At 39.0% G+C, this 25,546-nt stretch carries 42 protein-coding genes and 1 tRNA gene; 38 read left to right on the top strand and 5 right to left on the bottom strand.

Annotation, left to right across the window (positions count from 1 at the left end; genetic code table 11):
* Positions 1 to 5 precede the first annotated feature (5 nt).
* A complete protein-coding gene (locus I6H64_RS04235) occupies positions 6 to 368 on the bottom strand; it encodes a helix-turn-helix domain-containing protein (protein ID WP_008840853.1) in 363 nt (120 codons plus the stop codon).
* 142 nt (positions 369 to 510) lie between these two features.
* Here I6H64_RS04235 and I6H64_RS04230 point away from each other — a divergent pair, with 142 nt between their 5' ends.
* Genes I6H64_RS04230 through I6H64_RS04220 form a run of 3 tightly spaced genes read left to right on the top strand, consistent with a single transcriptional unit; the run spans position 511 to position 1,275 of the window.
* Positions 511 to 741 (top strand): helix-turn-helix transcriptional regulator, encoded by a 231-nt coding sequence (locus tag I6H64_RS04230; RefSeq protein ID WP_008840854.1) that lies wholly within the window; start codon positions 511 to 513, stop codon positions 739 to 741.
* Entirely contained in the window at positions 738 to 875 is a 138-nt protein-coding gene (locus I6H64_RS04225; RefSeq protein ID WP_008840855.1) for a hypothetical protein, read from the top strand. The genes I6H64_RS04230 and I6H64_RS04225 overlap by 4 nt, the downstream gene beginning before the upstream one ends.
* Before the next feature lie 31 nt (positions 876 to 906).
* Positions 907 to 1,275, top strand: coding sequence for a hypothetical protein (locus I6H64_RS04220; RefSeq protein WP_036685008.1), 369 nt, complete (start codon positions 907 to 909; stop codon positions 1,273 to 1,275).
* On the opposite strand, the gene I6H64_RS04215 is transcribed toward I6H64_RS04220, so the two are convergent.
* Positions 1,267 to 1,464 (bottom strand): hypothetical protein, encoded by a 198-nt coding sequence (locus tag I6H64_RS04215; protein WP_036685010.1) that lies wholly within the window; start codon positions 1,462 to 1,464, stop codon positions 1,267 to 1,269. The two genes, I6H64_RS04220 and I6H64_RS04215, sit on opposite strands and share 9 nt — an antisense overlap.
* Positions 1,465 to 1,532: 68 nt before the next feature.
* On the opposite strand from I6H64_RS04215, the gene I6H64_RS04210 reads away from it, so the two are divergent.
* The 23 genes from I6H64_RS04210 (at position 1,533) to I6H64_RS04105 (ending at position 14,317) form a co-directional block, all read left to right on the top strand.
* The gene (locus I6H64_RS04210; RefSeq protein ID WP_036685013.1) at positions 1,533 to 1,748 is read left to right on the top strand and encodes a hypothetical protein; all 216 of its coding nucleotides are present in this window, start codon (positions 1,533 to 1,535) and stop codon (positions 1,746 to 1,748) included.
* Between the two features lie 84 nt (positions 1,749 to 1,832).
* Positions 1,833 to 2,297 (top strand): helix-turn-helix domain-containing protein, encoded by a 465-nt coding sequence (locus I6H64_RS04205; protein WP_232623517.1) that lies wholly within the window; start codon positions 1,833 to 1,835, stop codon positions 2,295 to 2,297.
* Positions 2,298 to 2,579 carry a hypothetical protein gene (locus I6H64_RS04200; protein ID WP_008840858.1) on the top strand — a complete coding sequence of 94 codons (282 nt, stop codon included), beginning with the start codon at positions 2,298 to 2,300 and terminating at the stop codon, positions 2,577 to 2,579.
* Position 2,580: 1 nt separating this feature from the next.
* Positions 2,581 to 2,724 carry a hypothetical protein gene (locus I6H64_RS04195; protein WP_158002712.1) on the top strand — a complete coding sequence of 48 codons (144 nt, stop codon included), beginning with the start codon at positions 2,581 to 2,583 and terminating at the stop codon, positions 2,722 to 2,724.
* 92 nt (positions 2,725 to 2,816) lie between these two features.
* The gene (locus tag I6H64_RS04190) at positions 2,817 to 3,062 is read left to right on the top strand and encodes a hypothetical protein (protein WP_008840859.1); all 246 of its coding nucleotides are present in this window, start codon (positions 2,817 to 2,819) and stop codon (positions 3,060 to 3,062) included.
* The gene (gene bet, locus I6H64_RS04185) at positions 3,055 to 3,852 is read left to right on the top strand and encodes a phage recombination protein Bet (protein WP_008840860.1); all 798 of its coding nucleotides are present in this window, start codon (positions 3,055 to 3,057) and stop codon (positions 3,850 to 3,852) included. Before I6H64_RS04190 ends, bet begins: the two co-directional genes overlap by 8 nt.
* Positions 3,761 to 4,642: a PD-(D/E)XK nuclease-like domain-containing protein gene (locus I6H64_RS04180; protein ID WP_052017552.1), complete on the top strand. Its 882-nt coding sequence runs from the start codon at positions 3,761 to 3,763 to the stop codon at positions 4,640 to 4,642. The genes bet and I6H64_RS04180 overlap by 92 nt, the downstream gene beginning before the upstream one ends.
* An 11-nt stretch (positions 4,643 to 4,653) precedes the next feature.
* On the top strand, positions 4,654 to 5,118 hold the full coding sequence (locus tag I6H64_RS04175) for a hypothetical protein (protein ID WP_008840862.1): 465 nt from the start codon (positions 4,654 to 4,656) through the stop codon (positions 5,116 to 5,118).
* Positions 5,119 to 5,144: 26 nt separating this feature from the next.
* Positions 5,145 to 5,828 (top strand): putative HNHc nuclease, encoded by a 684-nt coding sequence (locus I6H64_RS04170; RefSeq protein WP_008840863.1) that lies wholly within the window; start codon positions 5,145 to 5,147, stop codon positions 5,826 to 5,828.
* Positions 5,812 to 6,219 (top strand): hypothetical protein, encoded by a 408-nt coding sequence (locus I6H64_RS04165; RefSeq protein ID WP_036685016.1) that lies wholly within the window; start codon positions 5,812 to 5,814, stop codon positions 6,217 to 6,219. Before I6H64_RS04170 ends, I6H64_RS04165 begins: the two co-directional genes overlap by 17 nt.
* A 77-nt stretch (positions 6,220 to 6,296) precedes the next feature.
* The gene (locus I6H64_RS04160; protein WP_219938577.1) at positions 6,297 to 6,470 is read left to right on the top strand and encodes a helix-turn-helix domain-containing protein; all 174 of its coding nucleotides are present in this window, start codon (positions 6,297 to 6,299) and stop codon (positions 6,468 to 6,470) included.
* A gap of 41 nt (positions 6,471 to 6,511) precedes the next feature.
* Entirely contained in the window at positions 6,512 to 6,721 is a 210-nt protein-coding gene (locus I6H64_RS04155; RefSeq protein WP_008840866.1) for a hypothetical protein, read from the top strand.
* On the top strand, positions 6,714 to 7,190 hold the full coding sequence (ssb, locus tag I6H64_RS04150) for a single-stranded DNA-binding protein (protein ID WP_008840867.1): 477 nt from the start codon (positions 6,714 to 6,716) through the stop codon (positions 7,188 to 7,190). Before I6H64_RS04155 ends, ssb begins: the two co-directional genes overlap by 8 nt.
* 11 nt (positions 7,191 to 7,201) lie before the next feature.
* Complete coding sequence (locus tag I6H64_RS04145; protein ID WP_036685019.1) at positions 7,202 to 7,507, top strand: helix-turn-helix domain-containing protein; 306 nt, start codon at positions 7,202 to 7,204, stop codon at positions 7,505 to 7,507.
* Positions 7,508 to 7,620: 113 nt separating this feature from the next.
* Positions 7,621 to 7,857, top strand: coding sequence for a hypothetical protein (locus I6H64_RS04140; protein ID WP_036685021.1), 237 nt, complete (start codon positions 7,621 to 7,623; stop codon positions 7,855 to 7,857).
* Positions 7,850 to 8,086: a hypothetical protein gene (locus I6H64_RS04135; RefSeq protein WP_008840869.1), complete on the top strand. Its 237-nt coding sequence runs from the start codon at positions 7,850 to 7,852 to the stop codon at positions 8,084 to 8,086. The genes I6H64_RS04140 and I6H64_RS04135 overlap by 8 nt, the downstream gene beginning before the upstream one ends.
* A gap of 795 nt (positions 8,087 to 8,881) precedes the next feature.
* Positions 8,882 to 8,954 (top strand) — tRNA-Asn (locus I6H64_RS04130).
* Positions 8,955 to 9,048: 94 nt separating this feature from the next.
* Positions 9,049 to 9,834 (top strand): abortive infection family protein, encoded by a 786-nt coding sequence (locus I6H64_RS04125; RefSeq protein ID WP_232623516.1) that lies wholly within the window; start codon positions 9,049 to 9,051, stop codon positions 9,832 to 9,834.
* A gap of 186 nt (positions 9,835 to 10,020) precedes the next feature.
* Entirely contained in the window at positions 10,021 to 10,794 is a 774-nt protein-coding gene (locus I6H64_RS04120; protein WP_144235475.1) for a DUF805 domain-containing protein, read from the top strand.
* A gap of 52 nt (positions 10,795 to 10,846) precedes the next feature.
* Positions 10,847 to 11,194 (top strand): helix-turn-helix domain-containing protein, encoded by a 348-nt coding sequence (locus I6H64_RS10110; protein ID WP_052017554.1) that lies wholly within the window; start codon positions 10,847 to 10,849, stop codon positions 11,192 to 11,194.
* A 13-nt stretch (positions 11,195 to 11,207) separates the two neighbouring features.
* Positions 11,208 to 11,519, top strand: coding sequence for a hypothetical protein (locus tag I6H64_RS10105; protein ID WP_008840873.1), 312 nt, complete (start codon positions 11,208 to 11,210; stop codon positions 11,517 to 11,519).
* On the top strand, positions 11,516 to 12,814 hold the full coding sequence (locus tag I6H64_RS04110) for a PBSX family phage terminase large subunit (RefSeq protein ID WP_008840874.1): 1,299 nt from the start codon (positions 11,516 to 11,518) through the stop codon (positions 12,812 to 12,814). The genes I6H64_RS10105 and I6H64_RS04110 overlap by 4 nt, the downstream gene beginning before the upstream one ends.
* A 333-nt stretch (positions 12,815 to 13,147) precedes the next feature.
* Positions 13,148 to 14,317 (top strand): hydroxymethylglutaryl-CoA synthase, encoded by a 1,170-nt coding sequence (locus I6H64_RS04105; protein WP_036685030.1) that lies wholly within the window; start codon positions 13,148 to 13,150, stop codon positions 14,315 to 14,317.
* Between the two features lie 101 nt (positions 14,318 to 14,418).
* Here I6H64_RS04105 and I6H64_RS04100 read toward each other — a convergent pair whose 3' ends face one another.
* Positions 14,419 to 15,027: a hypothetical protein gene (locus I6H64_RS04100; protein WP_008840876.1), complete on the bottom strand. Its 609-nt coding sequence runs from the start codon at positions 15,025 to 15,027 to the stop codon at positions 14,419 to 14,421.
* An 80-nt stretch (positions 15,028 to 15,107) separates the two neighbouring features.
* Complete coding sequence (lexA, locus tag I6H64_RS04095) at positions 15,108 to 15,737, bottom strand: transcriptional repressor LexA (protein WP_002831524.1); 630 nt, start codon at positions 15,735 to 15,737, stop codon at positions 15,108 to 15,110.
* A gap of 106 nt (positions 15,738 to 15,843) precedes the next feature.
* Between lexA and I6H64_RS04090 the strand changes: the two genes are divergently transcribed.
* Both I6H64_RS04090 and I6H64_RS04085 read left to right on the top strand, forming a co-directional pair.
* The gene (locus I6H64_RS04090; protein ID WP_008840877.1) at positions 15,844 to 16,092 is read left to right on the top strand and encodes a DUF896 domain-containing protein; all 249 of its coding nucleotides are present in this window, start codon (positions 15,844 to 15,846) and stop codon (positions 16,090 to 16,092) included.
* Positions 16,093 to 16,161: 69 nt separating this feature from the next.
* Positions 16,162 to 16,383, top strand: a complete 222-nt coding sequence (locus I6H64_RS04085; RefSeq protein WP_002831526.1) for a YneF family protein — start codon at positions 16,162 to 16,164, stop codon at positions 16,381 to 16,383.
* 11 nt (positions 16,384 to 16,394) lie between these two features.
* Here the strand turns inward: I6H64_RS04085 and I6H64_RS04080 are convergent, their stop codons facing one another.
* A complete protein-coding gene (locus I6H64_RS04080; RefSeq protein WP_002831527.1) occupies positions 16,395 to 17,042 on the bottom strand; it encodes a lysophospholipid acyltransferase family protein in 648 nt (215 codons plus the stop codon).
* 76 nt (positions 17,043 to 17,118) lie between these two features.
* On the opposite strand from I6H64_RS04080, the gene I6H64_RS04075 reads away from it, so the two are divergent.
* The 10 genes from I6H64_RS04075 (at position 17,119) to rseP (ending at position 25,535) form a co-directional block, all read left to right on the top strand.
* Positions 17,119 to 17,871, top strand: a complete 753-nt coding sequence (locus I6H64_RS04075; protein WP_008840879.1) for a tRNA1(Val) (adenine(37)-N6)-methyltransferase — start codon at positions 17,119 to 17,121, stop codon at positions 17,869 to 17,871.
* Positions 17,855 to 18,151 carry a GIY-YIG nuclease family protein gene (locus tag I6H64_RS04070; protein ID WP_002831531.1) on the top strand — a complete coding sequence of 99 codons (297 nt, stop codon included), beginning with the start codon at positions 17,855 to 17,857 and terminating at the stop codon, positions 18,149 to 18,151. The genes I6H64_RS04075 and I6H64_RS04070 overlap by 17 nt, the downstream gene beginning before the upstream one ends.
* 43 nt (positions 18,152 to 18,194) lie before the next feature.
* Positions 18,195 to 19,190: a D-2-hydroxyacid dehydrogenase gene (locus I6H64_RS04065; protein WP_005916747.1), complete on the top strand. Its 996-nt coding sequence runs from the start codon at positions 18,195 to 18,197 to the stop codon at positions 19,188 to 19,190.
* A gap of 162 nt (positions 19,191 to 19,352) precedes the next feature.
* On the top strand, positions 19,353 to 20,138 hold the full coding sequence (gene rpsB, locus I6H64_RS04060; protein WP_002831534.1) for a 30S ribosomal protein S2: 786 nt from the start codon (positions 19,353 to 19,355) through the stop codon (positions 20,136 to 20,138).
* A gap of 115 nt (positions 20,139 to 20,253) precedes the next feature.
* Positions 20,254 to 21,132: a translation elongation factor Ts gene (gene tsf / locus I6H64_RS04055; RefSeq protein ID WP_002831536.1), complete on the top strand. Its 879-nt coding sequence runs from the start codon at positions 20,254 to 20,256 to the stop codon at positions 21,130 to 21,132.
* Between the two features lie 158 nt (positions 21,133 to 21,290).
* Positions 21,291 to 22,013: a UMP kinase gene (gene pyrH, locus I6H64_RS04050; protein WP_002831538.1), complete on the top strand. Its 723-nt coding sequence runs from the start codon at positions 21,291 to 21,293 to the stop codon at positions 22,011 to 22,013.
* 1 nt (position 22,014) lies between these two features.
* A complete protein-coding gene (frr, locus tag I6H64_RS04045; RefSeq protein ID WP_002831540.1) occupies positions 22,015 to 22,575 on the top strand; it encodes a ribosome recycling factor in 561 nt (186 codons plus the stop codon).
* 131 nt (positions 22,576 to 22,706) lie between these two features.
* The gene (locus I6H64_RS04040; protein ID WP_002831542.1) at positions 22,707 to 23,456 is read left to right on the top strand and encodes an isoprenyl transferase; all 750 of its coding nucleotides are present in this window, start codon (positions 22,707 to 22,709) and stop codon (positions 23,454 to 23,456) included.
* Positions 23,457 to 23,466: 10 nt separating this feature from the next.
* A complete protein-coding gene (locus I6H64_RS04035) occupies positions 23,467 to 24,252 on the top strand; it encodes a phosphatidate cytidylyltransferase (RefSeq protein ID WP_002831543.1) in 786 nt (261 codons plus the stop codon).
* Positions 24,253 to 24,272: 20 nt separating this feature from the next.
* Entirely contained in the window at positions 24,273 to 25,535 is a 1,263-nt protein-coding gene (gene rseP, locus I6H64_RS04030; protein ID WP_005916758.1) for an RIP metalloprotease RseP, read from the top strand.
* The last annotated feature ends 11 nt before the right edge of the window (positions 25,536 to 25,546 follow it).

Below are 25,546 nucleotides of genomic sequence, written 5' to 3'. Positions count from 1 at the left end.
ACCACCTAGTCATGTTTGTGACGATCCCAAAAAATCTGAGTCATCGCAATTTTTAATTTTTGCTTCTCATCCTCGGTTAAATCATCTCCTCCATAAGTGAATGTCCCATCGTTGTCTTCAAGAAATCTCTTTAAATCGGTAGTGTCCTTTTCGTTTGCCCATTTAGGGGTGCTGTTTCTACCCAATAAGTAGTCTATTGTTACATTAAAATACTTAGATAGTTTTACCAAAGCTTCGTTATCAGGTTGGCGTGTATCATTTTCATAACCGGATATAGATACCTTTGATACGCCTAATATTCTACCTAACTCTTCTTGAGTCATCTTTTTTTCTTTTCGCAATTCTCTAATTCGTTGGCCTAATGGCATTTTAAGCACCTCACTTCATTTAAATTTTAATACGTTAACCTAAAGTTAACAACAAAAGTTAACAAATTAGGAATTTTCACTTGACATTTAACTTTAGGTTAACTATTATAATTAACGTAAGGTTAATTTAGGAGGTGATTCAATGATTTTATATAACTTGAAAAAAGCACGAGAACAAGCTGGTTTAACTATGGACGATATGGGCAATGCTTTAGGAATAAGTAAAGTTGCGTATTGGAAAATCGAACATGGTAAAACTAAACTCAGTTATAAAAATGCTGTTATTATTTCCGAAAAAGTTAACAAACCTGCAGAAGATATTTTTTTACAAGATGAGTTAATAAATAAGGAACTTAAGGGGGTGACAGCATGACTGAACAAAACAAGCCACTAATTGAAATTAAAACGTATTTTGACGATTTGAAAGAAATTAAAGAGCTGCTACCGCAAATAGCAACTCTTCAACAGAAGTATGAAGTTAGATTAAACATCAACTTACGTCCATAGAATCAATCAAATCATGGAGGTGGCAACAAAAATGGACAAAAACAAAGGTATCTCATTAAAAATCACTCGTCCCGAAAAGAATGCCGATGTTAAAGAATCTTGGGGATACGAAGTTAGAATTAATGGCCACAAAATCGAACAAGGTATTAACGCTATTTCGTTGGATATGGTTGCAAATAAGAAACCAGTTTTGACAATCAAGTGTTGGCCGGATGCAATTGAAGCTGATTTACAGGCACTAGTTAAATTAATGGACATCTCTGAAAAAAATAAAGTTCCTGATGTGCCACAAGATAAGTTAGTGAAAATTATTTCAGAATTTAAAAAAGTTGAGGATGAATTTGCGCTTCGCCCTCAACAACTTCATGAAATATTGAATTACATTACTAGATCAGTTTAATAACGTAATATCGTATTTTCCCCAGCTTGTATCAATTTTTATAGGTATGCCTTTAGCAGCAAACCATGAAATTACATCTCCTTCTGAGGGAGTATCTTCAACTACTAATTTAACGGGAAAAGATTTCTGATTGTTTTTAAGTGCTTCGTGATAAGCACTAACTAAGTTTTTCTCGAATTGCTCATTCATTAATAATCACCACCTTTCAGTGGTAATTATACGCTATCAAGTTTTCAAAGAACGTAGGAGGTGAAGACATGACGATCACGAAAGCAAAACAATTACACAGTCAGCTAGGAATGCAACAATGCTATGAATTGTGTAATGACTGGCTCGATGAACAAGATATTTTATTTGCAATCAAAAATAAAATCATCCATGAATTAACATTTCAAGCTATATGCAAGGATGTCATTCCAGCATGGGCTGTGAAACAAAAAATTAACTCAATGCCTACAGCTATGATTGGCTAATCAATCTTTTTTACACTTTTAATAATACCGTGGGATTACGTGTATTAAAATCCCACGATGTACACAAATAGGAGGTGATTCAAGTTGGTAATAGAGGACGTGATGGACGAGTTAGACAAATGTTTAATCCGTAATAGATTAACCCGAACTCAATTCGCAAATGCATTACACGTGTCCAAGCAGGCCGTATCGAACTGGTTCTCCGGTGATAATCACGTGATACCGCTAGACAAATTAATTAGCATTGCTGATTTGTTAAAGGATGAAAGATTTAAATTTGTCGTTGCTGATTATGTACTGGACACGCGATTGCTTGCTAAAAACGAATATGCTTCCGATCCATTATCACAATTTATGAGGGTAAATAAAGAGGAGGAAGAACGGAGACTACTTAATGAACAGGTACAAGTGATTTTAGCTAAACCAGTTACTTATTGGAACGACGAGGAACGAAGCTTCTTGATTAAATTTAGAAAAGAATTCTCTGAAGAGCGACAGGCGGAAAATGATTTCGCAATTGCGCTAGATGAGGCATTGGAGGTGATCTAATTGGCAGTAATCCAGTTTGAAGGAATTGACGAAAAAGTAGCTGATCGGGTAGTTGAATTAATCATTCCAAAAATAGAAGAACGACTGAGCCAAACGACTAAGCCTGACCAGTTACTTACACAAGAACAGGTAATGAAAAAGCTACACGTCGGTTTTGAGCTTTTTAAAAGAGATTACTATCCCACTATGCCACATATTGGGCATGGTAAGGGAATTCGGTACTCGGAAAAAGCTGTTGATAAATGGATTCAAGAAAATCAGAAGACGTTAATGGAGGAATAATATGAATTTTTTAGCTTATTTGGGACTTATATTTATCGGCGCAGTAGTCGACAGGGTAGTTATTTTTATGGATGACCCAAAAGACGATATTGAATATATCGAAGAAAAAAAGAAAGGGAATCGTTATGTTACGAAAAGAAATTAAGGCAATAAAAAAATCCCGCACGGCCATGCGAGATTCAAGAGCTATAAATATTATCTATGCTTTTATCTTACCACCGAAAGAAGGTGCCGTAAATGTTTCCATCTAAGCAGTTTGATAATTGGTTACAGAACACAACAGTTGATAATTATTACAACGGAATTGCGTTAAGGGAATTAACAGATGAAGAGATCCAAGACAAAGCTTATGCCAAGTTAGAAAAAATGGATTCAGTCGATATGGCTGAAATGTTTGAAGATTTAATTTATGACAACAAAATTCCGGCGCAGTTAATTGCTTACATTTTTGGAATCGATACGGAGGTAGGAACTAATGAGTAATGAACTAATGAATAAGACGGTAACCTATGCAGTTAATGGGGAGGACGTTAATTTATCGGGAAACATGGTTAAGAGTTATTTAACCAGTGGTAACGGAGCGGTTACTGATCAAGAGGTAACAATGTTTATCCAGCTATGCCGGTACCAACACTTAAACCCGTTTCTAAATGAAGCATACCTAGTTAAATTCGGTAACAACCCTGCTCAAATTATTACTTCGAAAGAAGCGTTTATGAAGCGTGCTGAAGCTAATGAGAATTATGACGGTATGAAAGCCGGTTGTATTGTCGAACGGGACGGCGATATTAAATATACCAACGGGGCATTCATATTAAAGGCAGATAAGATTCTCGGTGCTTGGGCAGAAGTATATCGCAAAGACCGAAGCCAGCCTGTCCACATCGAGATTTCGATGGAAGAGTTTAGCAAATCTCAAGCAACTTGGAAAAGCATGCCGGCAACAATGATTCGTAAGACCGCAATTGTTAATGCTTTGCGTGAAGCATTCCCACAAGACTTAGGAGCCTTATATACGGAAGATGATAAGAACCCCCATGAAAATAAGGTGGAGGATAAACCTAAGCAACCAGTAGTTAACGCAACAGAAGTAGCGGACACTTTGGCTAAGAAGTTTGCTAAGCAGGAAGATATTAAGCCTGCCGAAGGTGTAATCGAAACTAATGAGGAGGAATCAAATAATGCAAGCAACCATGGAGAAACAACAGAACCCGTTAATGACGTTGAGGAACCAACAGCCACTGCCGAAGTTGAACAGGGAAAATTACTATGATTTAGCAACTGAAAGCTACATGTCATTTTCGTTGTACAAACGGTTTAAGAAATGTGAAGCCGAAGCCATGGCTTACCTTAATGGAGAAATACCTAAGATTGAAGAAACTAATGCGGCCTTGTTAATGGGTAACTACCTCCATACTTATTTCGAATCAGGGGAAGCACACGCTTCTTTTATTGAAGAAAATCAAAAGGAATTAATTAGTAGCCGGGGTAAGAGTAAAGGATCGCTTAAGAGCAATTACGTTTTAGCGGACAAGATGATTAAAGCGCTTAATCAACAGGAGTTATTTAAAGGCGTCTATCAAGGCAAAAAAGAAGTGATCCTAACTGGCGAATTGTTTGGTATGAGCTGGAAAGTTCGCATTGATTGCTTACATGTCCCCGGAGATGAATCAGACGTAGCTTACTTTTGCGATTTAAAAACATCTAAGAACCTACATGCTAAGTTCTGGAACAATGATCTACATGAATGGCAACCATTTGTAACTGCCTATAACTATGATTTACAGATGGCGGTTTATCAAGAGATTATCCGACAAAACTATGGAATGACGTTTGCACCATTTATTTTTGGGGTTTCAAAAGAAGATGTGCCTGAAGTAGTGGGGATTGAATTTAAGCAGGTGGAATTAGACGAACCGCTATCCGCATTAGAAGCTGATATGCCACACATTATTAGGCTACTAAATGGCGAAGAGGAACCCCTTAGCTGTGGTAGATGTGATTATTGCAAAGCTCATAACCAATTAATTGGGTTCGTAGACATCGACTCGCTACTGGATTAGGAGGTGATGGCTTGAATTACATCAAACAGCTTAACGCATTCTATGATCAGCTCGAACTAAACCCGTTAAATTCATCTGAAATTGCTTTATGGCACGCATTGATGCGCATAAACAATAAAACAGCATGGTCAACGACGTTTACGGTGGCTTCATCAACGTTGTGTAAATACGCTGGAATGAAAGATACAAGCAAATCATCAACATTCTACAATGCGAGAAATGGATTACAGCAAAAGGGCTACATCAAGTGGAAATCACGTAAAGGGAACCAAGCCGCTTTATACCAATTAAAAGATTTGACTACATTATTTGTAGACAACTATGTAGACAGTACTGTAGACAGTTCTGTAGGCAATACTGTGGGCAACCCTGTAGCATTAAATAAACAAAACAAAACGAAACAAAACAATATTAATTCAATTACCGGCGCGCCACCGAAACCCAATGTGTACATTCCGTTAACCAAATTAACGTGAGTGGCAAATCGGGTGGGGAGGACGTTATGTTAAAAATGTTTGGTTATTTTACAAGCCTAGTCAAAGACGGCTTGCTATTTAAGCCGCAGTTTAAACTTACGGACCATGAGAAACATGTCCTGGCTAAACACCAAGGTGGCTTGATGGAAATACGGATTACTGATCCACGGCAAATTTCGAGTGACCAACGAGCAAAGATATACGCCATGTTTGGCGATATTGACCGTTGGCAGGAATACCGCGACCCGGATTATGTTAAGCATATTTGCAAGTCACAGTACTGCTACGAAAATGCCGTAGATTGGTTTAGTTTAAGCGATTGTTCGATGGAGCGAGCAAATTCGTTTATCAAGTTCCTAATTGATTTTTGCTTAAAATGGGACATTCCATGGTCAATGCGGACCATGGACATGATTGATGGTGATTATTGGCTATGCTACTACGGCTTAGTACACCGGCAGTGTTGCATTTGTCGTAATCCGGCTGATATAGCGCACATAACAGCGGTTGGCCGAACTAACCGGAACAAGATAGACCACCGGGGCAAGTATGTGATGCCGTTATGCAGGACCCACCATCAAGAGCAACACACAATTGGAATTTCAACATTTATGAAAAAGTATCACATCAAGGGCGTGAAGATTGATGACAAACTCGCCCGAATTTTAAATTTAGGAAATTGGAGAACACAAAATGGTGAAAATGAATGATCAAGACAAAAAGATTATTAAAGAGGCGCTTAAACAGGGCTTTACGTTCGATGAAGCGATGGAATTTATAGAAAAAATGAGAGAAGCGCATTACACACAAATTAGTTACAACTCCGAAAGGGGTAAAGGTTTGATGATTGGTGATGATGAAGATGTTTTAGTTGGGTTACTCGCTTTATCAAGCAAATTATTGCAAAGAACAGACGATTTTGAAATGAAGTTAAAAATCATCACCACTTATGAGAAATGGGTAACGCAGAAAACAGGCGAATTATTAGAAAAAAATAGCGTAATAGTTAGTTCAGCAGATGAATTAGACGAGCTTAATATTCCAGAACCAGTGAAAGAAGAATTACGTCAAATTCTCAATGAAAAATTTAACGGTAAATAAAACAAAGGAGTGTTATTAACGTGAAAAAAATTGATTTATTTAACAGCGACTTATTCGGGAGCAAGGAAGCTAGCTTAATGTGGGGCAAGCAACAGGATTATGTACGGACAATCTGGAATAAGTATCCAGAACGTTTCCCGGCGGGCACAATCCGCAAGTTTGGGCACCAACTGATTGTCACACGGGAAGGTATGGAAGCTGTAACTAAGAGGGAAGCTAAATACACATTTGACGAGATCATGAAAGGTTAGGACGGTGATTAAAAATGAAACTAATACAGAGGATTGGAAAAATGAATAATGGTTACAAGTCAGGCTACCAGGATGGCCAAAAAGAGGCGCTCTTAGAACTAGGGCGTAAATTGCGTGCTATGAGTGAACCTTTGTTTCAGAAATTGATGAAAGAGCAGAAATTTAGTGACAGCGATGATATACGTCTAGAAGTGCTCAACGAGATCGCAGACTGGGAAAAAGAAATGTTGGAGGCTGTAATTGATGATTAACCGAGCGGTATTAATCGGGCGCTTAACAAGGGACCCAGAACTAAAGTACACAACCAATGGCGTAGCGGTCGCTAGCTTTAACCTAGCAGTCAATCGCCAATTCACAAACCAAGATGGCGAACGTGAAGCAGATTTTATCAATTGCGTAATGTGGCGGAAAGCGGCAGAAATTTTCTGCGACTATACTCACAAAGGTTCGTTGGTTGGCATTGATGGACGAATCCAAACTCGTTCATACGAAAATCAACAAGGACAACGTGTTTATGTCACTGAAGTGGTCGCGGATAACTTTTCCTTTTTGGAATCTAAAAGTCAGAGCAATCAAAACAATGGCAGTTATGTGCCACAAGACAACGGGTTTGGTCAAAATAATGGGCCAACTACGCCGAATAACACGAACCCAAATGATCCGTTTAGCGGAAAGCAAGGGCAATCCATTGATATCACCGATGAAGATTTACCGTTCTAGGAGGTTGAAAAATGACTACATTTCAAGAGAGACAACGCTTGCGGGAACAGGCAGCCTATTATCTAAATATGGGGGATGTTGATACATATACTCAATTAATGCACGAGGCACGAATGGGCATTCCAAACAGCAATAACGACCTGAAAAATTGGGGATCTAATAACAAACGAACTGTTAATCGGCGGAAGGCAGTCAAACAGTTGATGGACGATTATACCAGAAAAGAAATTGCTGAAGAACTAGACTGTGATATTTCGACCGTCAGAAAGGACATTATATTTCTACGGGAAAAGGAGCAAGAGGAAGAACATGGATAAGTTGATAATCGGACTGGCAATGGTAGGAGTGCTGTTACTATTAATATCACATCCAGCAGGTGTGATGATTACGATCGCCTTGGCACTATTTTTACTTAGTTAGGATGAGAACGATGGAGATTTTTAAAAGGTTTTATAAACGACTGCAGACAGTTGCATGGAATGGCGGTTTAGAAAGTTTGATGGCTGATTTGTTCGCCATCCTCGCGACAATAGACATCTTTATGAAGGATGTTTCAATGACAGAAAAAGGACTAATGATATGCCTGATGTTGTTATTTGACATTCTGTCGATTGTTAAACGATGGGATTACCGTAAATGGCAAGAATGGAAGAGGATTCATGAGTAAAACGATTGGGCAAACTTTAATCTTAGAAAATTTCGATGGATATAATCGTGTGTTTGTAGAAAAGATAGTGGCTGTTGATGGGATGCCGTTATTAAACCCGTTTTACATTGTGTCTAACATGAATAGTAGCGACATTAAAGTTTACTCTTACGAAAAATATCATAAAGTACTGGCTACAATCGTTGGGGAAGCGCCCCAGACTAGTTTGGATTTGGGAATGCAAGTCTGAAACAGAAAGGATAGCGTTATGAGAGGACTATTTCAATTGGCAGTAGGATTAACGGAACTTGTAATCGGCATACTACTATGCTGGGCAGCCTTGATTTCAGTAATAAGAGGGATTATATTCCTCTTCCAATTCTTCTTTTAGCAACAAAAAAGCCCCACAGCTCCAATGCTATGAGACCAACCAATAATCTAATTATAGCACACAGGAGACTATGGGGGATGGACGTTTTGATACCACAAATAGATCGTAAGGGAACAGCACGTAAGGTTAAAAAGTTTTTTGAATATGATTATCCAGGCATCTGTAGACGGGCAGGCAACAATCCAGCGGGAATCAGAGCCGTTGTAATAGGTGGGATGCCAAAATCACCATCCTTTAGTAGTAGCTCGGAAGAAAAAAGAATTTATCGAAAAAGTTGTTAATGAAACCAGAGCTTTGGATGAAAAATCAAAGGACATTATTATATATAACATCATTGAAAAGCACAGTAATGACTGGTGTTATCGAAGGTTCCATATGACCTCATCAAGATATGATGACTATAAAAAATATGCACACAACGCTTTTGCAGATTCATATGAATACCAGATTTTCGGTGGAACGAATCTACATGAATACTTATCGAATTGAAAAAATCAGAAAAAGAGCGGAATTTTATCGGAAAAACATCGGAATTTTTGGAGTGAAAACGGCGTTAAAATGATAGTGTCGAAGGATTGGAAATACCATTAATACAATACTCCAATTTGATTTAGGTTAATTATTCGTCCACTTGTCCCAATCCTTCGGCAAACTGTAGGTGTAGCTCAGTTGGTAGAGCACCTGACTGTTAATCAAGAAGTCGCAGGTTCGAATCCTGCCATCTGCGTTTGGTATTTTAATTTAAGGACGCTTCATGGTATATTACTAACAATAAAAGGTATAGAAAGAAAGTGGCTATAATTAAATATCCTAATCGTATATTGAGACCTGAAATAACTTCATACCAAGTTGTTGCAGTTGATGAGCGTTATAAAGCGATGAATGACAGTTACAATGATGAAGATTATGGTGAGGCAATAAATTATGCTCGTAGCATGATAGAATCAGTATGCAAATATGTTTTTAAAATTTTAAAGGGCAAAGAAATTACCGAAGGATATATTTCTTTAAACAATTTAATAAAAAAATCATTGGGAGCACTTAATACAGAGCTTTCACAAGAAGATTCAATAGAAGATATTTCCGATGAACTTATAAAAATAGTTAATAAAATTGGAAATTTAAGAAATCAAACATCTGTTTCTCATGGGTCAAGTGTTAGAACCGAATCAATAACTGCCATTGAAACAAGATTTGTTATTTTTGCTGCTGAAAATATAACAGTTACTTTATTAGATCTTCTATTTAATAAAACACATTCTTTGAAATATATGGCAGTTGGATCAGTGATAGATAAAGCCGGATTAAAATTAATGTATGAAAGTGAATCTAGCGTCATGTATAAAAATGATGTTGGTGATTTATTTAGTGTTTTTCCAGGAAGTGATGTTATTTATCAAGTGACTTTAACTTTGCCTGACAATACATCTTTTACGAGTGATAAAGAATTTTATTTGGATCATATTAGGGCCTATATGGAAGATGATGCTGAAGAAGTTATTAAAAAGGGTGAAGAAGCGTTTGATTTCTATTCTAAAAAGAAAGATTTTAAGTACGAAGTTCAAATCGAGAAAAATATAATATACATTACAAAACTTGAAGAGTAATGCTGGTGGTATCTTTTAACAATGAAATAAACTAAGTATGGTTGGTGTAATCCAACAGAAATTAAAATATTTGGTGAACTAGACCGACAAATTAAACAAAAAAGAAAGAGAAACTATTAGGATTGATTGGAATTGATAACAAAGCTAGCCGTTATTTTTGGTATAATCACTCTTAATAGGGGAGCGATGAACATCAAAGACATTGTTTTGAACGCTTGTAAGCATTTCAAAGAATATTGGTTTGTTTATTTAGTGGCTACATTAATTTCATTTATCGTGTGTTCCATTTTATTATTGTTTTCAGCTGATAAATCTTTAGATTCTTTTGCGGACTGGCTAAGCGGAATTGGAACAGTAGGGGCAGTTGTAGTATCTCTGTATTTGGCAATTAGAAAACCATCAGCAAAATTTTCTGAAATAAAAAGATATGATAAAAACTATCTTAAGGAAAATGATGGTGTTTTTATCGTTAATGAAGAAACAGTAACTTATTTGTATATTACCAATAAAAGTGAAGTTCCTGACACTATAGATTTATATTCTGTGGAATTAGTAGCTAAAAAAGAAAAAATTTTGTTTAGAAAAAAATTTTACTATGATAATAATGAAGATTATCCAAAAATAGATCGATTTTTTAATAATAGTGAGATTGGTGAAAGTGTTATTGGTTTAAGGGGAATAGTAATAAGGCCTAATACAACTATTATATTGGGAAATATATGTTGGGTGGAAATTTTAGATTTTCTACATTCAAATGTAGATGGATTGAATTTTACAGAAGTAAGTGACGAACACAAAAAAATTAATAGTATACAGATTTATATTACATTAAATTTTACAAGGATGGATGGTTCTAAAATAGAACAAACGTTTCTAGTACCAAGAGAAATTTTAAATGTAAAAACTATAGCATTAGTTGGTGCAAAAAATATTAATAGAAAATACTTTTTTGAGAAGTGACTTTATGAGTTGCTTCTTTTTTGTTATTTCAAAGGAGACGTGGTGATATGTAATGGCTAAGCAAGAACAGGCTGAAAAGGATTATATGATGGGTATGAAGTATAAAGATATAGCCTCTAAGTACAATGTGTCTATCAACACAGTCAAATCATGGAAGAAACGGTATAACTGGCAACGTGGTCCCAAAAAGAGGACACCCCTGTCTGAAAAAAGTGCACACAAAAATGAGAGTGCAGATGATGAATTAACACCATCACAAGAGCTCTTCTGTCAGTTGGTTGGTGGCCAGCGATTGCCTTTATATCGCGCTTATATGGTTGCTTTTGACTTAAAGAATAAGCCACTTGAGTCAATCATGTCGTCAGCTTCTAGGTTAGGGAATAAATGCAAGAATTGTTAAGATTCAGCAGGAAGTGGCCGCTAAACATGAATGGTCGTTGGACAGTGTTGTTGATTCATTAACGTTTGTTTATGATGAAGCTAAGGCAGACATTTTCTTGCAAGGCATTAAGAAGGCTAACTCAGACGCCATGCTGAACTCACTCGACCGCATTACTAACTTGTTGCATATCAGTGATGAAGGACGCCGTGCTCAAGCTGAGGCAGATGTTGCCAAGATTAAAGCAGACGAGTTGCAAGGGAAAGGTGAGGATAATCCAATCTTGTTAGCAATGGCTAAACAAGCACAACAATTGGTCAATAAAGAAGAGGAGGATAAAGAATGAAGACGTTTATCAAGGAAATTAATTACTCACCCAAACAAGCTAGTTTTATCTTTTCCCCATTTGATCATCTGTTTGATGTCAATGAGGGTTCAATCCGTGCTGGTAAGACAGCTGCTGATGATGCGCGTTTAGCCCTTTTTTATTTGGTTTCACCTAACGAAACTCATCTGGTGAGCGCTTATAACCAAGAATTAGCTTACAAACTGTTTATCGAAGGCGATGGGCAAGGCCTTGCTTACATCTTTGATGGCGTTTCACATTTACGACGTGACCGCGGTGGTGACCATTTAGAAATTGATTTGCCTTCCGGGAAGAAAAAGGTTTACTTCAAGGGTGGTGGAAAGTCGAACAGTGCCAATTCAATTCGAGGCTTGTCGCTTGGCTCGGTGGCTTATTCAGAAATGAATCTTCTGGACAAAGAATTTATCGACGAATCGTTTAGACGGACAGCAGCGGCTAAGATTCGCTATCATTTAGCCGACTTAAACCCGCCGGCGCCGCATGACCCAATCATCGAAACGTTTAAAGAATACGGCGCTCACTGGTTGCATTGGACAATGAGTGATAACCCCGTCATGTCAAAACAACGCTTGAAGGAAATGGAAGAACAACTAAAACGAAATCCATATCGTTACAAACGCGACTGGCTTGGGCTCCGAGTAATGCCACAAGGCGTTATTTACTCAATGTTTGATGATAAGGATATGACCAACCAAGCACTAGTTGGCAAACCAGTTGAGATGTTCTTTGCTGGTGATGCAGGACAAAATGATGCCACCACTCTAAGCTGCAACATTGTCACTCGCGTGGTTGATGGTGATGGTGCACGATTCGTATTGAATCGGGTAGCTAACTATTACCACTCGGGTACTGAAACCGGTGAGACTAAAGCAATGTCGACGTATGCGGAAGAATTACGCCAGTTTATTAACTGGTGTCACCAGAAATACCAACTATATTATTCTGATATCGTAATTGATCCAGCGGCTAAAACATTGCGGGCTGAACCTGAGAGGCTAGGCATCATGAGTAGTTCCGCCAATAACAATGGTAATGAAAAGGTTGGTTCCGTACGAGGAATTGAAGTAGGGATTGAACGACTACAGAATTTAATGACTAATCAGCAGTTTCGTCTAGTAGAACCAAACAGTGATTTGTATAGTCATTACCACTTTATTAAGGAATTAGGGATGTATGTTCGTGATGAAAACACTGGTAAGCCAGTTGATATAAATAACCATGCAATGGATGAAGCTAGACATGCGGCTAATTACTTTACCAGCCGATATGAATAGAGGCGGACTGAATGCCAGAAAACTTAATCTCAAAGACAAGGGCGGTGTTGTAAAGAATGAATGTGTTGCCAGTACTAGATGAGGTATAGGACCATAAGAAAGTGATGATTAGTGATGTAGACGTGGCACGTATTAAGAAATATCAACGTTTATGGCAATTCGGAATGGAAAGTGCGGACGTTCAGAAATATAAATGGTCAGACCATGGTTGAACATCTGAAAATGATGAAAAATTAATTTTTCTTTAGCTTTTTTAAGTGTTTTTGATAAAGCCCGTCGCTTTTGCTAGAATTACTTGAATTGGTTCAACGTAAAAATTGGGAGGCACTAATTTTGAATATCGGAATTGATAAGATCAGTTTTTTTACTAGCGACCTTTATCTACCAATGGAAGATTTGGCAAAGGCGCGCAATGAAGATCCGAATAAGTATTTAATTGGCATTGGACAGTCTAAACAAGCGGTCATCCGGAATTCACAAGATGCAGTCACCTTGGCAGCCAATGCGGCTTGGCAAATTCTCGATGAAAAAGAGCGGCAATCAATTGATTTGATTTTGTTTGGAACTGAGTCGGGAGTGGATAATTCGAAATCTGCGGCGGTTTACTTACAGTCGCTATTGGGGATTAACGCACAGGCAAGCGGGGTAGAGCTTAAGCAAGCTTGTTTTGGACTTACTGCAGGAATTCAGTTGGCGATGGGACATATTGCCCTGCATCCACAAAGCAGGGTTTTACTCGTCGGTGCCGATATTGCCCGTTACGGAATTAAGACGGCTGGTGAACCAACCCAAGGCGGGGGAGCAGTGGCCATGATTATGAGTGCTAATCCGCGTATCTTAAAGATTAACCTCGAAAGTGCGCATTTGACAAAAGACATTATGGATTTTTGGCGCCCGCTTTATCGTAGTGAAGCGTTGGTAGATGGTCACTACTCATCCCAAGAATTTATTGACTTCTTCCAAAGTACTTTTCAACAGTACTCAGCCAAAACTGGGCAAGGACTTAACGACTTTGCAGCGTTGATTTTCCATTTGCCGTACACGAAAATGGGATTAAAAGCTCTTCGAAGCGTGCTGGAAGAAGCACCTGATGATCAAATTGCCGAAGGACTATTAGCTCGTTTTGAAGACAGTCGCCAGTTAAATCGCGAAGTTGGTAATTTATATACTGGATCGTTATACCTCAGTTTATTGTCGCTATTACAGGCACGTTCATTACGTGAAGGGGATCAAATTGGTCTCTTTAGTTATGGTTCAGGAGCAGAAGGAGAGTTTTATACTGGTGAAGTGGTGCAAGGCTATGAGAGAATGTTAGACACAAGCGTTTCTGAGCAGTTACGGCAACGTAAGCCAGTTAGCGTAACTGAATACGAGGAAATTTATCGTAGTTTCATGGCGGCGCAACCATCAGATTTTGTAACGGACTATCAAAATGATCCTGCCCATTTTGTGTTAAAGGGACAAAAAGATCAGCAACGACAATACGTAGAACGCAAAGATTGATTTTGAGCTTGATTACTAATTGGATGGTGCTATTTTTGAAAATAATAAAGGAGACTTCCATTTCCAGGAAGTCTCCTTTATTAATAAGTTTGAAATTTACTTTATGATGCAAGCGCGTCTTCAACTATCTTGCCATCTTTAACGACTAACAAAGCTCGGTTACTATCGGGTTGTAAAAGTTTTACCGTATATCCAGCACCTAACTCCTTCTTTAAGGATTTTGAAAGTCCAGTAAATTGTTTCTTTAGCCCTGCGTAGCTATCTTTATCAATTGTTCGGGGATCTTTTACCCAAGCACTGAAAGCTTTTTTGCTATTCGCATCAGTTGGGGTAACCACGAATACTTTTTGATCTGCGTTAAAGGTGAGGTCGCCTAATGACTTCAAATTTTTCTTAAGACTAGCAGTAATGTTTCTTTCTTTAGCAGCCTGTTGTGACGCTGCCTGACTATCACTGTTCATTTTTTCAAATTTGTCGTCTTTAATTGAGGCTTCCTTACTTTTTTTAGCAGCCAAATGTGAACTAGCTGTGCTAGCAGCTGTAGACGGTTTTTCATGAATAACCTGGTTTCCCGAAAAAATGACTAGGGCTAGGGGAATTATAAAAAGAATAATTGCTCCAAAAATGGACTCACGGCTACGAATTGAAGAATGTAGCTTAAAGAGACTAAGTATTAACGCGATTGATGCTAAAACTAAAACATATAACATAATGTCCTCCGAAATGATTCATTGCCTTGACCATTAGTATGACGGGTATAGGCGTAGAAATCAATAGATAACTATTAATTTTAGTATATATCGCTTCTAAAAAGTCCCACCACTTTGCCCAAAATGGTGACGTTGTCCAAAATAATTGGGCTCATGGTATCATTTTCGGGTTGCAAGCGGATGTGGTCGGTTTCTTTAAAGAACCGTTTGCAGGTTGCTTCGTTTTCGTCAGTCATCGCAATTACGATTTCGCCATTATCGGCGGTTGATTGTTTTCGAACGATGACTTGATCGCCCGATAAAATGCCGGCATTGATCATACTTTCCCCTCGAATGGTCAACATGAAAAGATCGCTGCTTTCATTTTTAAATTCTGGTGGAACGGGGAAAAAGTCGGTAGCTTCTTCAACGGCTAGGATGGGTTCCCCAGCGGTAACTACCCCTAAAACTGGGATTTGCTCGCCATTTTCTTGAATACCAAGCGCTTCTAAGCCTTGAGCCGTAATTTCTAATGCTCGAGGCTTAGTAGGATCTTTTTCTAAGTACCCATTTTTTTGTAGGCGATCGATATGCCCATGTACCGTTGATGTCGAAGATAAACCAATTGCCTTACCAATTTCTCGAACGGTAGGCGGATAACCTTGCGTTTGGACCGTTTGATAGATATACTCAAGAACGTTAAGTTGCTTAGTACTCAAATTCTTTATCATTTTTTCACCCCACGAATATTTGATATAATTTTAACATAGACAGGTGAACTTCTCAAACAGATGTTCGCATTTTACTAAACGAAATAAATAAAGGGGAGTAATAGTAATGGCAGATCAAGAAATGCAAAAGCTAATTAAACGGATTAATGAATTAGCAAAAAAAGCAAAAGAAGAAGGCTTAAGTGAGCTTGAAACTATCGAACGTAAGGAATTGCGGCAAAAATATTTAAAACGATTTAGAGAAAGTTTTCGGAGCCAAATTGAAATGATGAAGATTTTTGATAAAGATGGTAAGGAAGTCACCCCCGAAAAGGTAAAGAAAGTTCAACGGAAAAAAGGCTTACGTGACGATTAAACGGGGCTTTTGTTTTTACTTGTTTTTGTGTAAAATGAAAAGGCAGACTGTTCACGAGGAGGATTGACAATGTCAACTGGAATTTGGATTATGATTGTAATTATCGCCGTTCTTGTTGGAGCAATCGGTGGATTTTTCTTTGCACGTCGTTACATGGAAAACTACTTAAAGAATAACCCGCCAATTAACGAAGACATGCTTAGAACAATGATGCTTCAGATGGGGCAAAAGCCATCACAAAAAAAGCTTCATCAAATGATGACCGCAATGAAGAATCAATCGAAAAAATAAAAAAGCGTCCGTTATTTGGACGCTTTTTTTGTATGGGAAGGCTCGGCCATGTCAACATATTGGAACGTTGGATCTAATTCGCGGTCTAAAGCAGCAAATGCCGCGTTTAAGTCTTTTTCCAATTGGGCTAAGTTTTCGTCGTTCATCCGAGTTTTTCGGTCAATTACGATTGGCTCACCAAAATTAATTTGGACTTTTCGCCGGCTAAATAGAGCTTTAAACGAAAGTGGTCCCTGATAAACAGCGGGAACAATGGGAACGTTAGCTAGCTTGGCAATCACGAACGCACCGTTTTTTAATTCTTGGGAATGGCGCGTGCCAGATGGAAAAATAATGGTTGAGAGTTCACCCTTTTTTAAAATTTTGACGGGCACTTTGATTGCCGATGGGCCAGGATTCTGACGATCAACTGGAAAAGCGTTGAGCTTGGTGATTAACCATTTTAAAAACCGATTTTGAAACAGTTCCTTTTTCGCCATAAAAGAAAAACGCTTTGGGTAAGCTGCTAATGCGTATAAAACTGGGTCTAGCCACGTTCGGTGTGGTGCAACTAACACGTACGAACCGCTTGGCAACCGATCTTTGTGATGGAATTGCGGGCGCCCGTTAATCAGCGTTAGAAGTCCCGAAACTAGATGTTTAATAAATGTATACAACATATAGAATAACCTTTGCTTTCAATTTGATATTAATTTGATTATATTATGAAGTAATGGGATTGAAAAGGAGTTTTAAATGGAAGTTAAGTTAAATGCTGACGAACGAATTGATCAGCTTTATCGCGATAATATTCAAATTATTCAAAGTCCTAGCGTTTTTTCATTTTCACTAGATGCGGTATTGTTAGCTAATTTCGCGGAAGTAAAGCAAAGTTCCAAGGCACAAATTGTTGACCTTTGTGCAGGAAACGGAGCGGTAGGACTTTTTTTATCTAAAAAAACCAATGGGCATGTGACAATGGTAGAAATTCAGTCACGTTTAGCGGAGATGGCCGAGCGAAGTATTTTACTTAACGACCTCAAAGAACGCTACCGCGTGTTGAACCTCCCGCTTGCAAACTCATTAGGAACAATTAAAACTGACAGCGTTGATAGCATTGTTTGCAACCCGCCGTATTTTCCAAACCATCCGGATAGTAAAAAAAATCCTAACCAGTTTTTGGCAATTGCCCGGCATGAAATAACGACTTCCCTCAATGAAATTTTGGAAACTAGTCAAAAAATGTTGAAAATGAATGGAAAACTATTCATGGTGCATCGTCCCGACCGGTTACCGGAAATTATTAATGACTTTACCCAAAATCGACTTGCTCCTAAACGGATTCAATTTGTTCACTCGCATGAGGGCGACGAAGCCAACATGGTTTTGATCGAAGCAATCAAGGATGGCAGGCCTAATGGAGTTAGAATTTTACCGCCAATCATTACTTATGACGGGCTTGAATATTCACCAACGGTAAAGGAAATGTTATATGGAAGCACCAAGTGAAAACGGTTTTTACTTCTACGTGCTCTGGTGTGCGGATCAGACGTTGTACACAGGCTACACGGTTAATTTAAAACAACGGGTTGCCCGGCATAACTCTGGTCAAGGCGCTAAATATACCCGGGTTCCTAAACGTCGTCCGGTTCAGCTGCTTTATTATGAAAGCTTTGAAAACCAGCATGATGCAATGAGTGCAGAATATTTTTTTAAAAAACAAAGCCGCAAAGAGAAACTTAAATATTTAAAAAATAATGGGGTAATAGTAACTACTTTCTCACATTAGTGGTACATTTATATTGATTAAAAAAGAAAGGGGTAATATTACAATGAAGATTATTGCTTATGGAATTCGTGACGATGAAAAACCATATTTAGACGAATGGGTAACGAAGAACCATATCGAGGTTAAAGCGGTCCCCGATTTGTTAGATTCTAGTAACATTGATTTGGCAAAGGATTACGATGGGGTAGTTGCTTACCAACAAAAGCCTTACACCGCTGATTTATTTGATAAGATGCACGAATTTGGGATTCATGCCTTCTCGCTGCGTAACGTCGGAGTTGATAACGTACCCGCAGATGCACTCAAGAAAAATGATATCAAAATTTCGAACGTACCAGCATATTCCCCAAGAGCAATTGCTGAATTGTCAGTCACCCAACTGTTAGCATTACTCCGTAAGATTCCTGAATTTGAATACAAAATGGCTCATGGCGATTATCGTTGGGAACCAGACATCGGTTTGGAACTTAATCAAATGACCGTTGGGGTAATTGGTACCGGACGGATTGGCCGTGCTGCAATTGACATTTTTAAAGGATTTGGCGCAAAGGTAATTGCATACGATGTTTTCCGTAATCCTGCATTAGAAAAGGAAGGCATGTATGTAGATACTTTAGAAGAGCTTTACCAACAAGCTAACGTGATTACTTTACACGTTCCAGCACTAAAGGATAATTACCACATGTTGGATGAAAAGGCCTTTGGTCAAATGCAAGATGGAACTTTCATCCTAAACTTCGCGCGGGGGACTTTAGTTGATACACCTGCACTTTTAAAGGCGTTAGATAGCGGTAAAGTTGCTGGAGCTGCGCTAGATACTTACGAAAACGAAGTCGGCATTTTTGATGTCGATCATGGTGATCAACCAATTGATGACCCAGTCTTTAACGATTTGATGAGTCGCCGTAACGTAATGATTACGCCACACGCTGCCTTCTACACCCGCCCAGCGGTTAAAAACATGGTTCAAATCGCCTTAGACAACAACCGGGACTTAATTGAAAAGAATTCTTCAAAGAATGAAGTTAAGTTTGAGTAATTTTTCTGCTTGAAATGAGTTTTAAGGTAAGGTAAAATTGTACTCGGCTTATGAGGCCAAAAACACACTTGGTTGGAAGTCAAAGGCGTGCTTTGTGAGGTTGACTTACGAAGTCCTGCGACCGTAGATAACCAAGGAGGAAAAAACTAGGAGGAAAATAACATGTCTGTTATTTCGATGAAACAATTGCTTGAAGCAGGTGTACATTTCGGACACCAAACCCGTCGCTGGAACCCTAAGATGAAGCCATTCATTTTTACTGAACGGAATGGTATTTACATCATTGATTTGCAAAAGACCGTTAAGTTGATTGACAATGCTTACAACTTTGTTAAAGACGTTGCTGCAAATGATGGGGTTGTTCTTTTTGTTGGTACTAAGAAACAAGCACAAACTGCTATCGAAGAAGAAGCAAAACGTGCTGGTCAATTCTACGTTAACCATCGTTGGTTAGGTGGAACCCTTACTAACTGGAACACAATCCAAAAACGGATCAAGCGTTTGAAGGATCTTAAGAAGATGGAAGAAGATGGTACTTTTGACCGTCTACCTAAGAAAGAAGTAGCACTTCTTAACAAGCAAAAAGACAAGCTTGAAAAATTCTTGGGTGGTATCGAAGACATGCCACACATTCCAGATGTATTGTTTGTTGTTGACCCTCGCAAGGAACAAATTGCAATCAAGGAAGCTCAAAAATTGAATATTCCGGTTGTAGCTATGGTCGACACCAATACTGATCCAGATCAAGTTGACGTAATTATTCCATCAAATGATGATGCTATCCGTGCCGTTCGTTTGATTACTTCTAAGATGGCTGATGCTGTTGTTGAAGGTCGTCAAGGTGAAGATGATGAAGCTGTTCAACAAGAAGAAGTTGCTGAAGGCGTAAGCAAAGACTCCCTTGAAGACTTGAAGAAGACGGTTGAAGAAGGAAGCAACGAAGAATAATTCTCACTTAGGCTGTTGCGATTTAAGACCTTTATGGCCTGAGATTTAGCACAGCCTTTTTTTACGGTTTCATAAAATTAAGATTTAATTATTAAATGCTAAGGAGGCCATAAAAATGGCAAGTATTTCAGCTAAACAAGTAAAAGAATTGCGCGACAAAATTGGTGTCGGAATGATGGATGCTAAAAAAGCTTTAGTAGCCAGTGATGGTGACATGGACAAGGCTGTTGATTTCCTTCGTGAAAAAGGAATTGCTAAAGCAGCTAAGAAGAGCGACCGTGTAGCTGCCGAAGGTCTTGCAGATGTTGAGATGCATGATAACACTGCGGCAATCGTTGAAGTTAACTCAGAAACTGACTTCGTTGCTTCAAACGACCGCTTTATCGACCTTGTTAAGGAAATTGCATCACAAGTTGCTCTTGAAAAACCAGCTAGTGTTGAAGATGCGCTTAAGTTGAAATCACCAAAGGGTACTTTGAACGATGACATTATCGAAGCAACTCAAGTTATTGGTGAAAAGATTTCTCTTCGTCGTTTTGCAACTCTTGAAAAGAGTGAAAACGAACATTTTGGTGCTTACCTACACATGGGTGGTAAGATTGCTGCTCTTGTATTATTAGAAGGTGCTGACGAAGAAACTGCTAAGGATGTTGCTATGCACGTTGCTGCTATCAATCCTAAGTACGTTAACCGTGACGAAGTACCAAGCGATGTGCTTGATCACGAACGTGAAGTACTTACTAAAGAAGCTGAAGGCGAAGGCAAGCCAGCTAACATCATTGAAAAAATGGTGGAAGGCCGCTTGAACAAGTTCTTAGCAGAAGTTAGCTTGGATGACCAAGAATTTGTTAAGGATCCTGACCAAACAGTTGCTAAGTACGTTGCTTCTAAGGGTGGAAAAGTTAAGTCATTCATCCGTTACGAAGTCGGCGAAGGAATTGAAAAGCAAACGGTTGATTTTGCTGAAGAAGTTCGTAAGGAAATGGGCCAATAAAAATCATTATCTTGCAAAAATCACGGTTGCGATAGGCGCCGTGATTTTTTTTATGGGTAATGGAAAGATTTGGTACCACGGTTATAAAGGAACTTAATGACCCTGAACCACATTTGTGATAAAATTTATTGAAGGTAAAAAACATAGGAGGCCGTAAAATGTCTGAAGTTAAATACAAGCGAGTAATCATGAAGCTAAGCGGTGAAGCGTTAGCTGGTGAAAAGGGAACGGGAATTAACCCGCCTGTAATCCAAAAAGTGGCTGAAGAACTTCGGGACGTACATGACCTAGGAGTGCAAATTGCAATTGTCGTCGGCGGTGGAAACATGTGGCGTGGCGAGACTGGTGAAGAACTAGGGATGGAACGTGTCCAAGCTGATTATATTGGAATGTTGGGAACCGTGATGAACGCTCTAGCATTGCAAGATAGTTTAGAATCTTTGGGAGTACCTACTCGCGTACAAACATCAATCGAAATGCGTCAAATTGCTGAACCATACATTCGACGCAAAGCAGTTCGTCATCTAGAAAAGAATCGTATCGTAATTTTTGCGGCCGGAACTGGTAGTCCATACTTCTCAACGGATACAACTTCCGCACTACGGGCGGCTGAAATTGGTGCAGAGGCTATTTTAATGGCCAAGAACGGGGTTGATGGAATTTACTCTGCAGACCCTAACGTGGATCCAAATGCCGTTAAATTCGAAAGCCTAACTCATATGGATATTATCGACAAGGGCTTGCACGTAATGGATACAACTGCAAGTTCGTTATCAATGGAAAATGACATTCCTTTGGTAGTCTTTAATTTAAACCAACCAGGAAATATTAAAAAGGTAGTTGCTGGTGAAAATATTGGAACAACAGTAAGGGGAGAATAAATTGGCAAATAACGAAATACTTAAAACAGCTGAAGAAAAAATGCATAAAGCACACCAAGCTTTAGAACGTGATTTAGGTTCAATTCGGGCTGGCCGTGCAAACGCGTCCCTATTAGACCGGGTTACGGTAGATTACTATGGAGCACCAACACCTTTAAACCAAATGGCTTCCATTAGTATTCCAGAACCCCGGGTGTTGTTAATTACTCCGTACGATAAGAGTGTTTTAAACGACATTGAACAAGCTTTACTAGTTGCTGACTTGGGAATCAATCCTGCTAACGACGGAAGCGCAATTCGCTTAGTAATCCCACAACTTACGGAAGAAACTCGTAAAGAGTTGGCCAAGGACGTTAAAGCTGAAGGTGAAAAGGGTAAAGTGGCAATTCGAAACGTTCGTCGGGAAGCTATGGAAGCTTTGAAAAAAGCTCATAAAAACGGTGACTACAACGATGATGAATTCCACGATTTAGAAAAACAAGCTCAAGATATTACGGATAAAGCCATCAAAAAGGTCGAAGAAATTGTGGCTAATAAAGAAAAAGAAGTGCTTGAAGGATAAGTTAATTTGAAGTGATTTTTAGAGTTAAAACTGGACCGTAGGGTTGTTTTAACTCTTTTATTTTCACGGGAAAATGATTTTATGCCCTTTTTTTGGTAAAATAATAACCATTAACTTGGAGGCTTCTTTTAATGAAAGCAAATCAACAAAGTAAAATAACGCTAAATGAAAACATTCCTAACCACGTGGCCATTATTATGGATGGAAACGGCCGGTGGGCGCAACGGCGCTTTATGCCACGGGTTGCGGGACATAAAAGGGGAATGGAAGTAGTCAAAACAATCACTAAAGCGGCAAGCAGTCTAGGAGTGAAGGTGCTTACGCTTTACGCATTTTCAACGGAAAATTGGAAACGGCCGCAGGATGAAGTTTCATTCTTAATGAAGCTTCCAATTACCTTTTTTGATACCTTTGTGCCAGAATTAATCGAGCAGGGAGTCCGGGTGAAGGTCACTGGCAATATTGAAGGCTTACCACAAGCTACCCAAGATGCAGTAAACCGGGCAATTAGCGATACTGCACATGGAACTAAAATGATCTTAAACTTTGCGTTAAATTATGGTAGCCGAGATGAGCTTACCCAAATGACCCGCTCAATTGCACAACAAGTTGCTAACGGAGAAATTGTTCCGGAGGCCATTGATGAACAATTAATTGCGCGGAATTTGCAAACTAGTTTTTTAGGCGATTTAGCAGATCCGGATTTGTTGATTCGAACCAGTGGTGAAGAACGCATTTCAAACTTTCTCTTATGGCAAATCGCGTACAGTGAATTGGTTTTTACCGATACGCTATGGCCAGATTTTAATGAACAAACCTTTATGGAAATGATTAAAGAGTATCAAAAACGCGACCGTCGTTTTGGTGCGATTAAAAAGTGAGGAATTAGTTTTGAAACAAAGAGTAATTACGGCCGTGGTGGCCTTAATAATTTTTATTCCAATTATTTTGCTTGGGGGACCATTTATTGAAATTGCTGCTCTAGTACTAGCTGGAGTTGCCATGAGCGAAGTTTTAATCATGAAAAAAATTTTGTTAGTTTCTCCAGAAGCAATTTTGAGTATTTTGGGTACTTTATTTTTAGTAGCACCAAAAACATGGCTACATAGTTTACCCAGCCAGATTAACACTCCGGCGATTTTTATGGTGTTTGCGATTGCGTTAATGATTCGGACCGTTTTTAGTAAAAATCGGTTTAACTTTGACGATGCGGGCATTCTCACATTAACCATGCTTTATATTGGAGTAGGATTTAATTTGTTCGTACAAGCGCGGACGATTGGCCTAGGAATGATTTTGTACCTACTATTAACCGTCTGGTGCACGGACAGCGGCGCGTACTTAATTGGCCGTAAATTAGGAAAAAGAAAACTTGCTCCCCAAATTAGTCCTAATAAGACTTGGGAAGGCTCCATTGGAGGAACCGTTGTCGCAGTTATTGTAGGAGTTATCTTCTCATTATTAGGTGCAATTAACCATGGAGTAGTAGCAACCGTGTTATTTAGTTTTGTTCTTTCAATCGCGGGACAGATGGGGGATTTGATTGAATCTGCCCTTAAGCGGTTCTACGGCGTAAAAGATTCAGGAAAGATTCTACCGGGACATGGTGGAATCCTCGATCGTTTTGATAGTTTGCTATTAGTTTTACCTATGGCGTATCTGTTTGGGTTACTTTAACGACCAGTTAGGAGTTATTGATGATTACTACGGTAATTACTTTTTTGATTGTTTTTTGCATTTTAGTTATCGTCCATGAATACGGACATTTTTTGGCTGCAAAAAAGTCCGGCATTTTAGTCCGTGAATTTTCAGTAGGTATGGGACCGAAGATTGTTGATCTTAAACGACGTGGAACCACGTTTACCCTGCGAATTCTCCCAATCGGCGGCTACGTACGAATGGCGGGCTTGGATGAAGAAGACGAGGAATTAAAAGCGGGACAGCCGGTAGTGTTAACAACCAATTCTGCGGGAGTAGTAACTACAATCAATACTTCTGAGAAGTTTCGTTCTGCCGTCGGTGTACCGTTAATCGTTACTAAATTTGATCTGCAAGACGCACTCTTCATCGAAGGTTACGAAAACGGTGATGAAGGTGCGACCAAACGTTTTGCAGTCGATCACGATGCAACGATTGTTGAAAAAGATGGAACCGAAGTACGAATCGCTCCCCGTGACGTACAGTTCCAATCAGCATCGGTTTGGCGCAGACTACTAACTAATTTTGCTGGGCCATTTAATAATTTCATCTTAGCCATCGTGGTTTTTGCGTTAATGGGGATCTTGCAAGGCGCGGTGCCTTCAAATTCAAATCAAGTTCAGGTAATTGATAACGGAGTGGCTCAAAAAGCGGGCGTTAGGAATAACGACCGGATCGTTGCTGTAGATGGTCAAAAGACGCAGAATTGGTCGGCAATTTCAAAAGCCGTTTCAAGCCACCCTAAACAGTCGATAACGCTTAAGCTGCAAAAAAATGGGAAGACTCGTTCGGTGCGGGTTACCCCTAAGGCGGTTAATAATGGTCAAAAAAAGGTCGGAATGATTGGGATTCAATCATCAATGACCACTAATCTGGGTTCTCGAATTATGTACGGTTTTACGGGGACTTGGCAAATGACTAAGGCTTTATTTAGTGCTTTAGCACAAATGCTGCACGGCTTTAGTTTAAATGATCTGGGTGGACCAGTAGCAATCTACGCAACCACGTCAAAAGCCACCCAACAAGGCTTCAATGCAGTTTTATATATTCTGGGATTCCTATCCTTAAACCTTGGAATCGTCAATTTATTGCCCATTCCAGCGTTAGATGGCGGAAAGATTTTATTAAACTTAATTGAAGTGGTTCGGCGTAAGCCAATGAAAATGGAGACAGAGAATATGATTACACTAGTCGGCTTTGGTTTCTTAATGTTGCTAATGCTGCTAGTTACTTGGAACGATATTCAAAGATACTTTTTCTAAATGATTTAAAG

The sequence above is a fragment of the Pediococcus acidilactici genome (assembly GCF_016127815.1).
Lineage (GTDB): Bacteria > Bacillota > Bacilli > Lactobacillales > Lactobacillaceae > Pediococcus > Pediococcus acidilactici.
This window is presented reverse-complemented; position numbering and strand designations above follow the sequence as displayed.

Excerpts from the sequence above, each read along its gene's own strand:
- I6H64_RS04135 (WP_008840869.1), top strand. The coding sequence starts at position 7,850 with ATGAGTAAAACGATTGGGCAAACTTTAATCTTAGAAAATTTCGATGGA.
- I6H64_RS04165 (WP_036685016.1), top strand. The coding sequence starts at position 5,812 with ATGGTGAAAATGAATGATCAAGACAAAAAGATTATTAAAGAGGCGCTT.
- bet (WP_008840860.1), top strand. The coding sequence starts at position 3,055 with ATGAGTAATGAACTAATGAATAAGACGGTAACCTATGCAGTTAATGGG.
- I6H64_RS04160 (WP_219938577.1), top strand. The coding sequence starts at position 6,297 with ATGTGGGGCAAGCAACAGGATTATGTACGGACAATCTGGAATAAGTAT.
- I6H64_RS04235 (WP_008840853.1), bottom strand. The coding sequence starts at position 368 with ATGCCATTAGGCCAACGAATTAGAGAATTGCGAAAAGAAAAAAAGATG.
- I6H64_RS04170 (WP_008840863.1), top strand. The coding sequence starts at position 5,145 with ATGTTAAAAATGTTTGGTTATTTTACAAGCCTAGTCAAAGACGGCTTG.
- I6H64_RS04085 (WP_002831526.1), top strand. The coding sequence starts at position 16,162 with ATGTCAACTGGAATTTGGATTATGATTGTAATTATCGCCGTTCTTGTT.
- tsf (WP_002831536.1), top strand. The coding sequence starts at position 20,254 with ATGGCAAGTATTTCAGCTAAACAAGTAAAAGAATTGCGCGACAAAATT.
- I6H64_RS04110 (WP_008840874.1), top strand. The coding sequence starts at position 11,516 with ATGAAGACGTTTATCAAGGAAATTAATTACTCACCCAAACAAGCTAGT.
- pyrH (WP_002831538.1), top strand. The coding sequence starts at position 21,291 with ATGTCTGAAGTTAAATACAAGCGAGTAATCATGAAGCTAAGCGGTGAA.
- I6H64_RS04080 (WP_002831527.1), bottom strand. The coding sequence starts at position 17,042 with ATGTTGTATACATTTATTAAACATCTAGTTTCGGGACTTCTAACGCTG.
- I6H64_RS04210 (WP_036685013.1), top strand. The coding sequence starts at position 1,533 with ATGACGATCACGAAAGCAAAACAATTACACAGTCAGCTAGGAATGCAA.
- I6H64_RS04040 (WP_002831542.1), top strand. The coding sequence starts at position 22,707 with ATGAAAGCAAATCAACAAAGTAAAATAACGCTAAATGAAAACATTCCT.
- I6H64_RS04225 (WP_008840855.1), top strand. The coding sequence starts at position 738 with ATGACTGAACAAAACAAGCCACTAATTGAAATTAAAACGTATTTTGAC.
- I6H64_RS04155 (WP_008840866.1), top strand. The coding sequence starts at position 6,512 with ATGAATAATGGTTACAAGTCAGGCTACCAGGATGGCCAAAAAGAGGCG.
- I6H64_RS04230 (WP_008840854.1), top strand. The coding sequence starts at position 511 with ATGATTTTATATAACTTGAAAAAAGCACGAGAACAAGCTGGTTTAACT.
- I6H64_RS04065 (WP_005916747.1), top strand. The coding sequence starts at position 18,195 with ATGAAGATTATTGCTTATGGAATTCGTGACGATGAAAAACCATATTTA.
- I6H64_RS04145 (WP_036685019.1), top strand. The coding sequence starts at position 7,202 with ATGACTACATTTCAAGAGAGACAACGCTTGCGGGAACAGGCAGCCTAT.
- I6H64_RS04075 (WP_008840879.1), top strand. The coding sequence starts at position 17,119 with ATGGAAGTTAAGTTAAATGCTGACGAACGAATTGATCAGCTTTATCGC.
- I6H64_RS04220 (WP_036685008.1), top strand. The coding sequence starts at position 907 with ATGGACAAAAACAAAGGTATCTCATTAAAAATCACTCGTCCCGAAAAG.
- I6H64_RS04195 (WP_158002712.1), top strand. The coding sequence starts at position 2,581 with ATGAATTTTTTAGCTTATTTGGGACTTATATTTATCGGCGCAGTAGTC.
- I6H64_RS04070 (WP_002831531.1), top strand. The coding sequence starts at position 17,855 with ATGGAAGCACCAAGTGAAAACGGTTTTTACTTCTACGTGCTCTGGTGT.
- rseP (WP_005916758.1), top strand. The coding sequence starts at position 24,273 with ATGATTACTACGGTAATTACTTTTTTGATTGTTTTTTGCATTTTAGTT.
- I6H64_RS04190 (WP_008840859.1), top strand. The coding sequence starts at position 2,817 with ATGTTTCCATCTAAGCAGTTTGATAATTGGTTACAGAACACAACAGTT.
- I6H64_RS04215 (WP_036685010.1), bottom strand. The coding sequence starts at position 1,464 with ATGAATGAGCAATTCGAGAAAAACTTAGTTAGTGCTTATCACGAAGCA.
- I6H64_RS04140 (WP_036685021.1), top strand. The coding sequence starts at position 7,621 with ATGGAGATTTTTAAAAGGTTTTATAAACGACTGCAGACAGTTGCATGG.
- I6H64_RS04120 (WP_144235475.1), top strand. The coding sequence starts at position 10,021 with ATGAACATCAAAGACATTGTTTTGAACGCTTGTAAGCATTTCAAAGAA.
- I6H64_RS04180 (WP_052017552.1), top strand. The coding sequence starts at position 3,761 with ATGCAAGCAACCATGGAGAAACAACAGAACCCGTTAATGACGTTGAGG.
- lexA (WP_002831524.1), bottom strand. The coding sequence starts at position 15,737 with ATGATAAAGAATTTGAGTACTAAGCAACTTAACGTTCTTGAGTATATC.
- rpsB (WP_002831534.1), top strand. The coding sequence starts at position 19,353 with ATGTCTGTTATTTCGATGAAACAATTGCTTGAAGCAGGTGTACATTTC.
- I6H64_RS10110 (WP_052017554.1), top strand. The coding sequence starts at position 10,847 with ATGGCTAAGCAAGAACAGGCTGAAAAGGATTATATGATGGGTATGAAG.
- ssb (WP_008840867.1), top strand. The coding sequence starts at position 6,714 with ATGATTAACCGAGCGGTATTAATCGGGCGCTTAACAAGGGACCCAGAA.
- I6H64_RS04090 (WP_008840877.1), top strand. The coding sequence starts at position 15,844 with ATGGCAGATCAAGAAATGCAAAAGCTAATTAAACGGATTAATGAATTA.
- I6H64_RS04100 (WP_008840876.1), bottom strand. The coding sequence starts at position 15,027 with ATGTTATATGTTTTAGTTTTAGCATCAATCGCGTTAATACTTAGTCTC.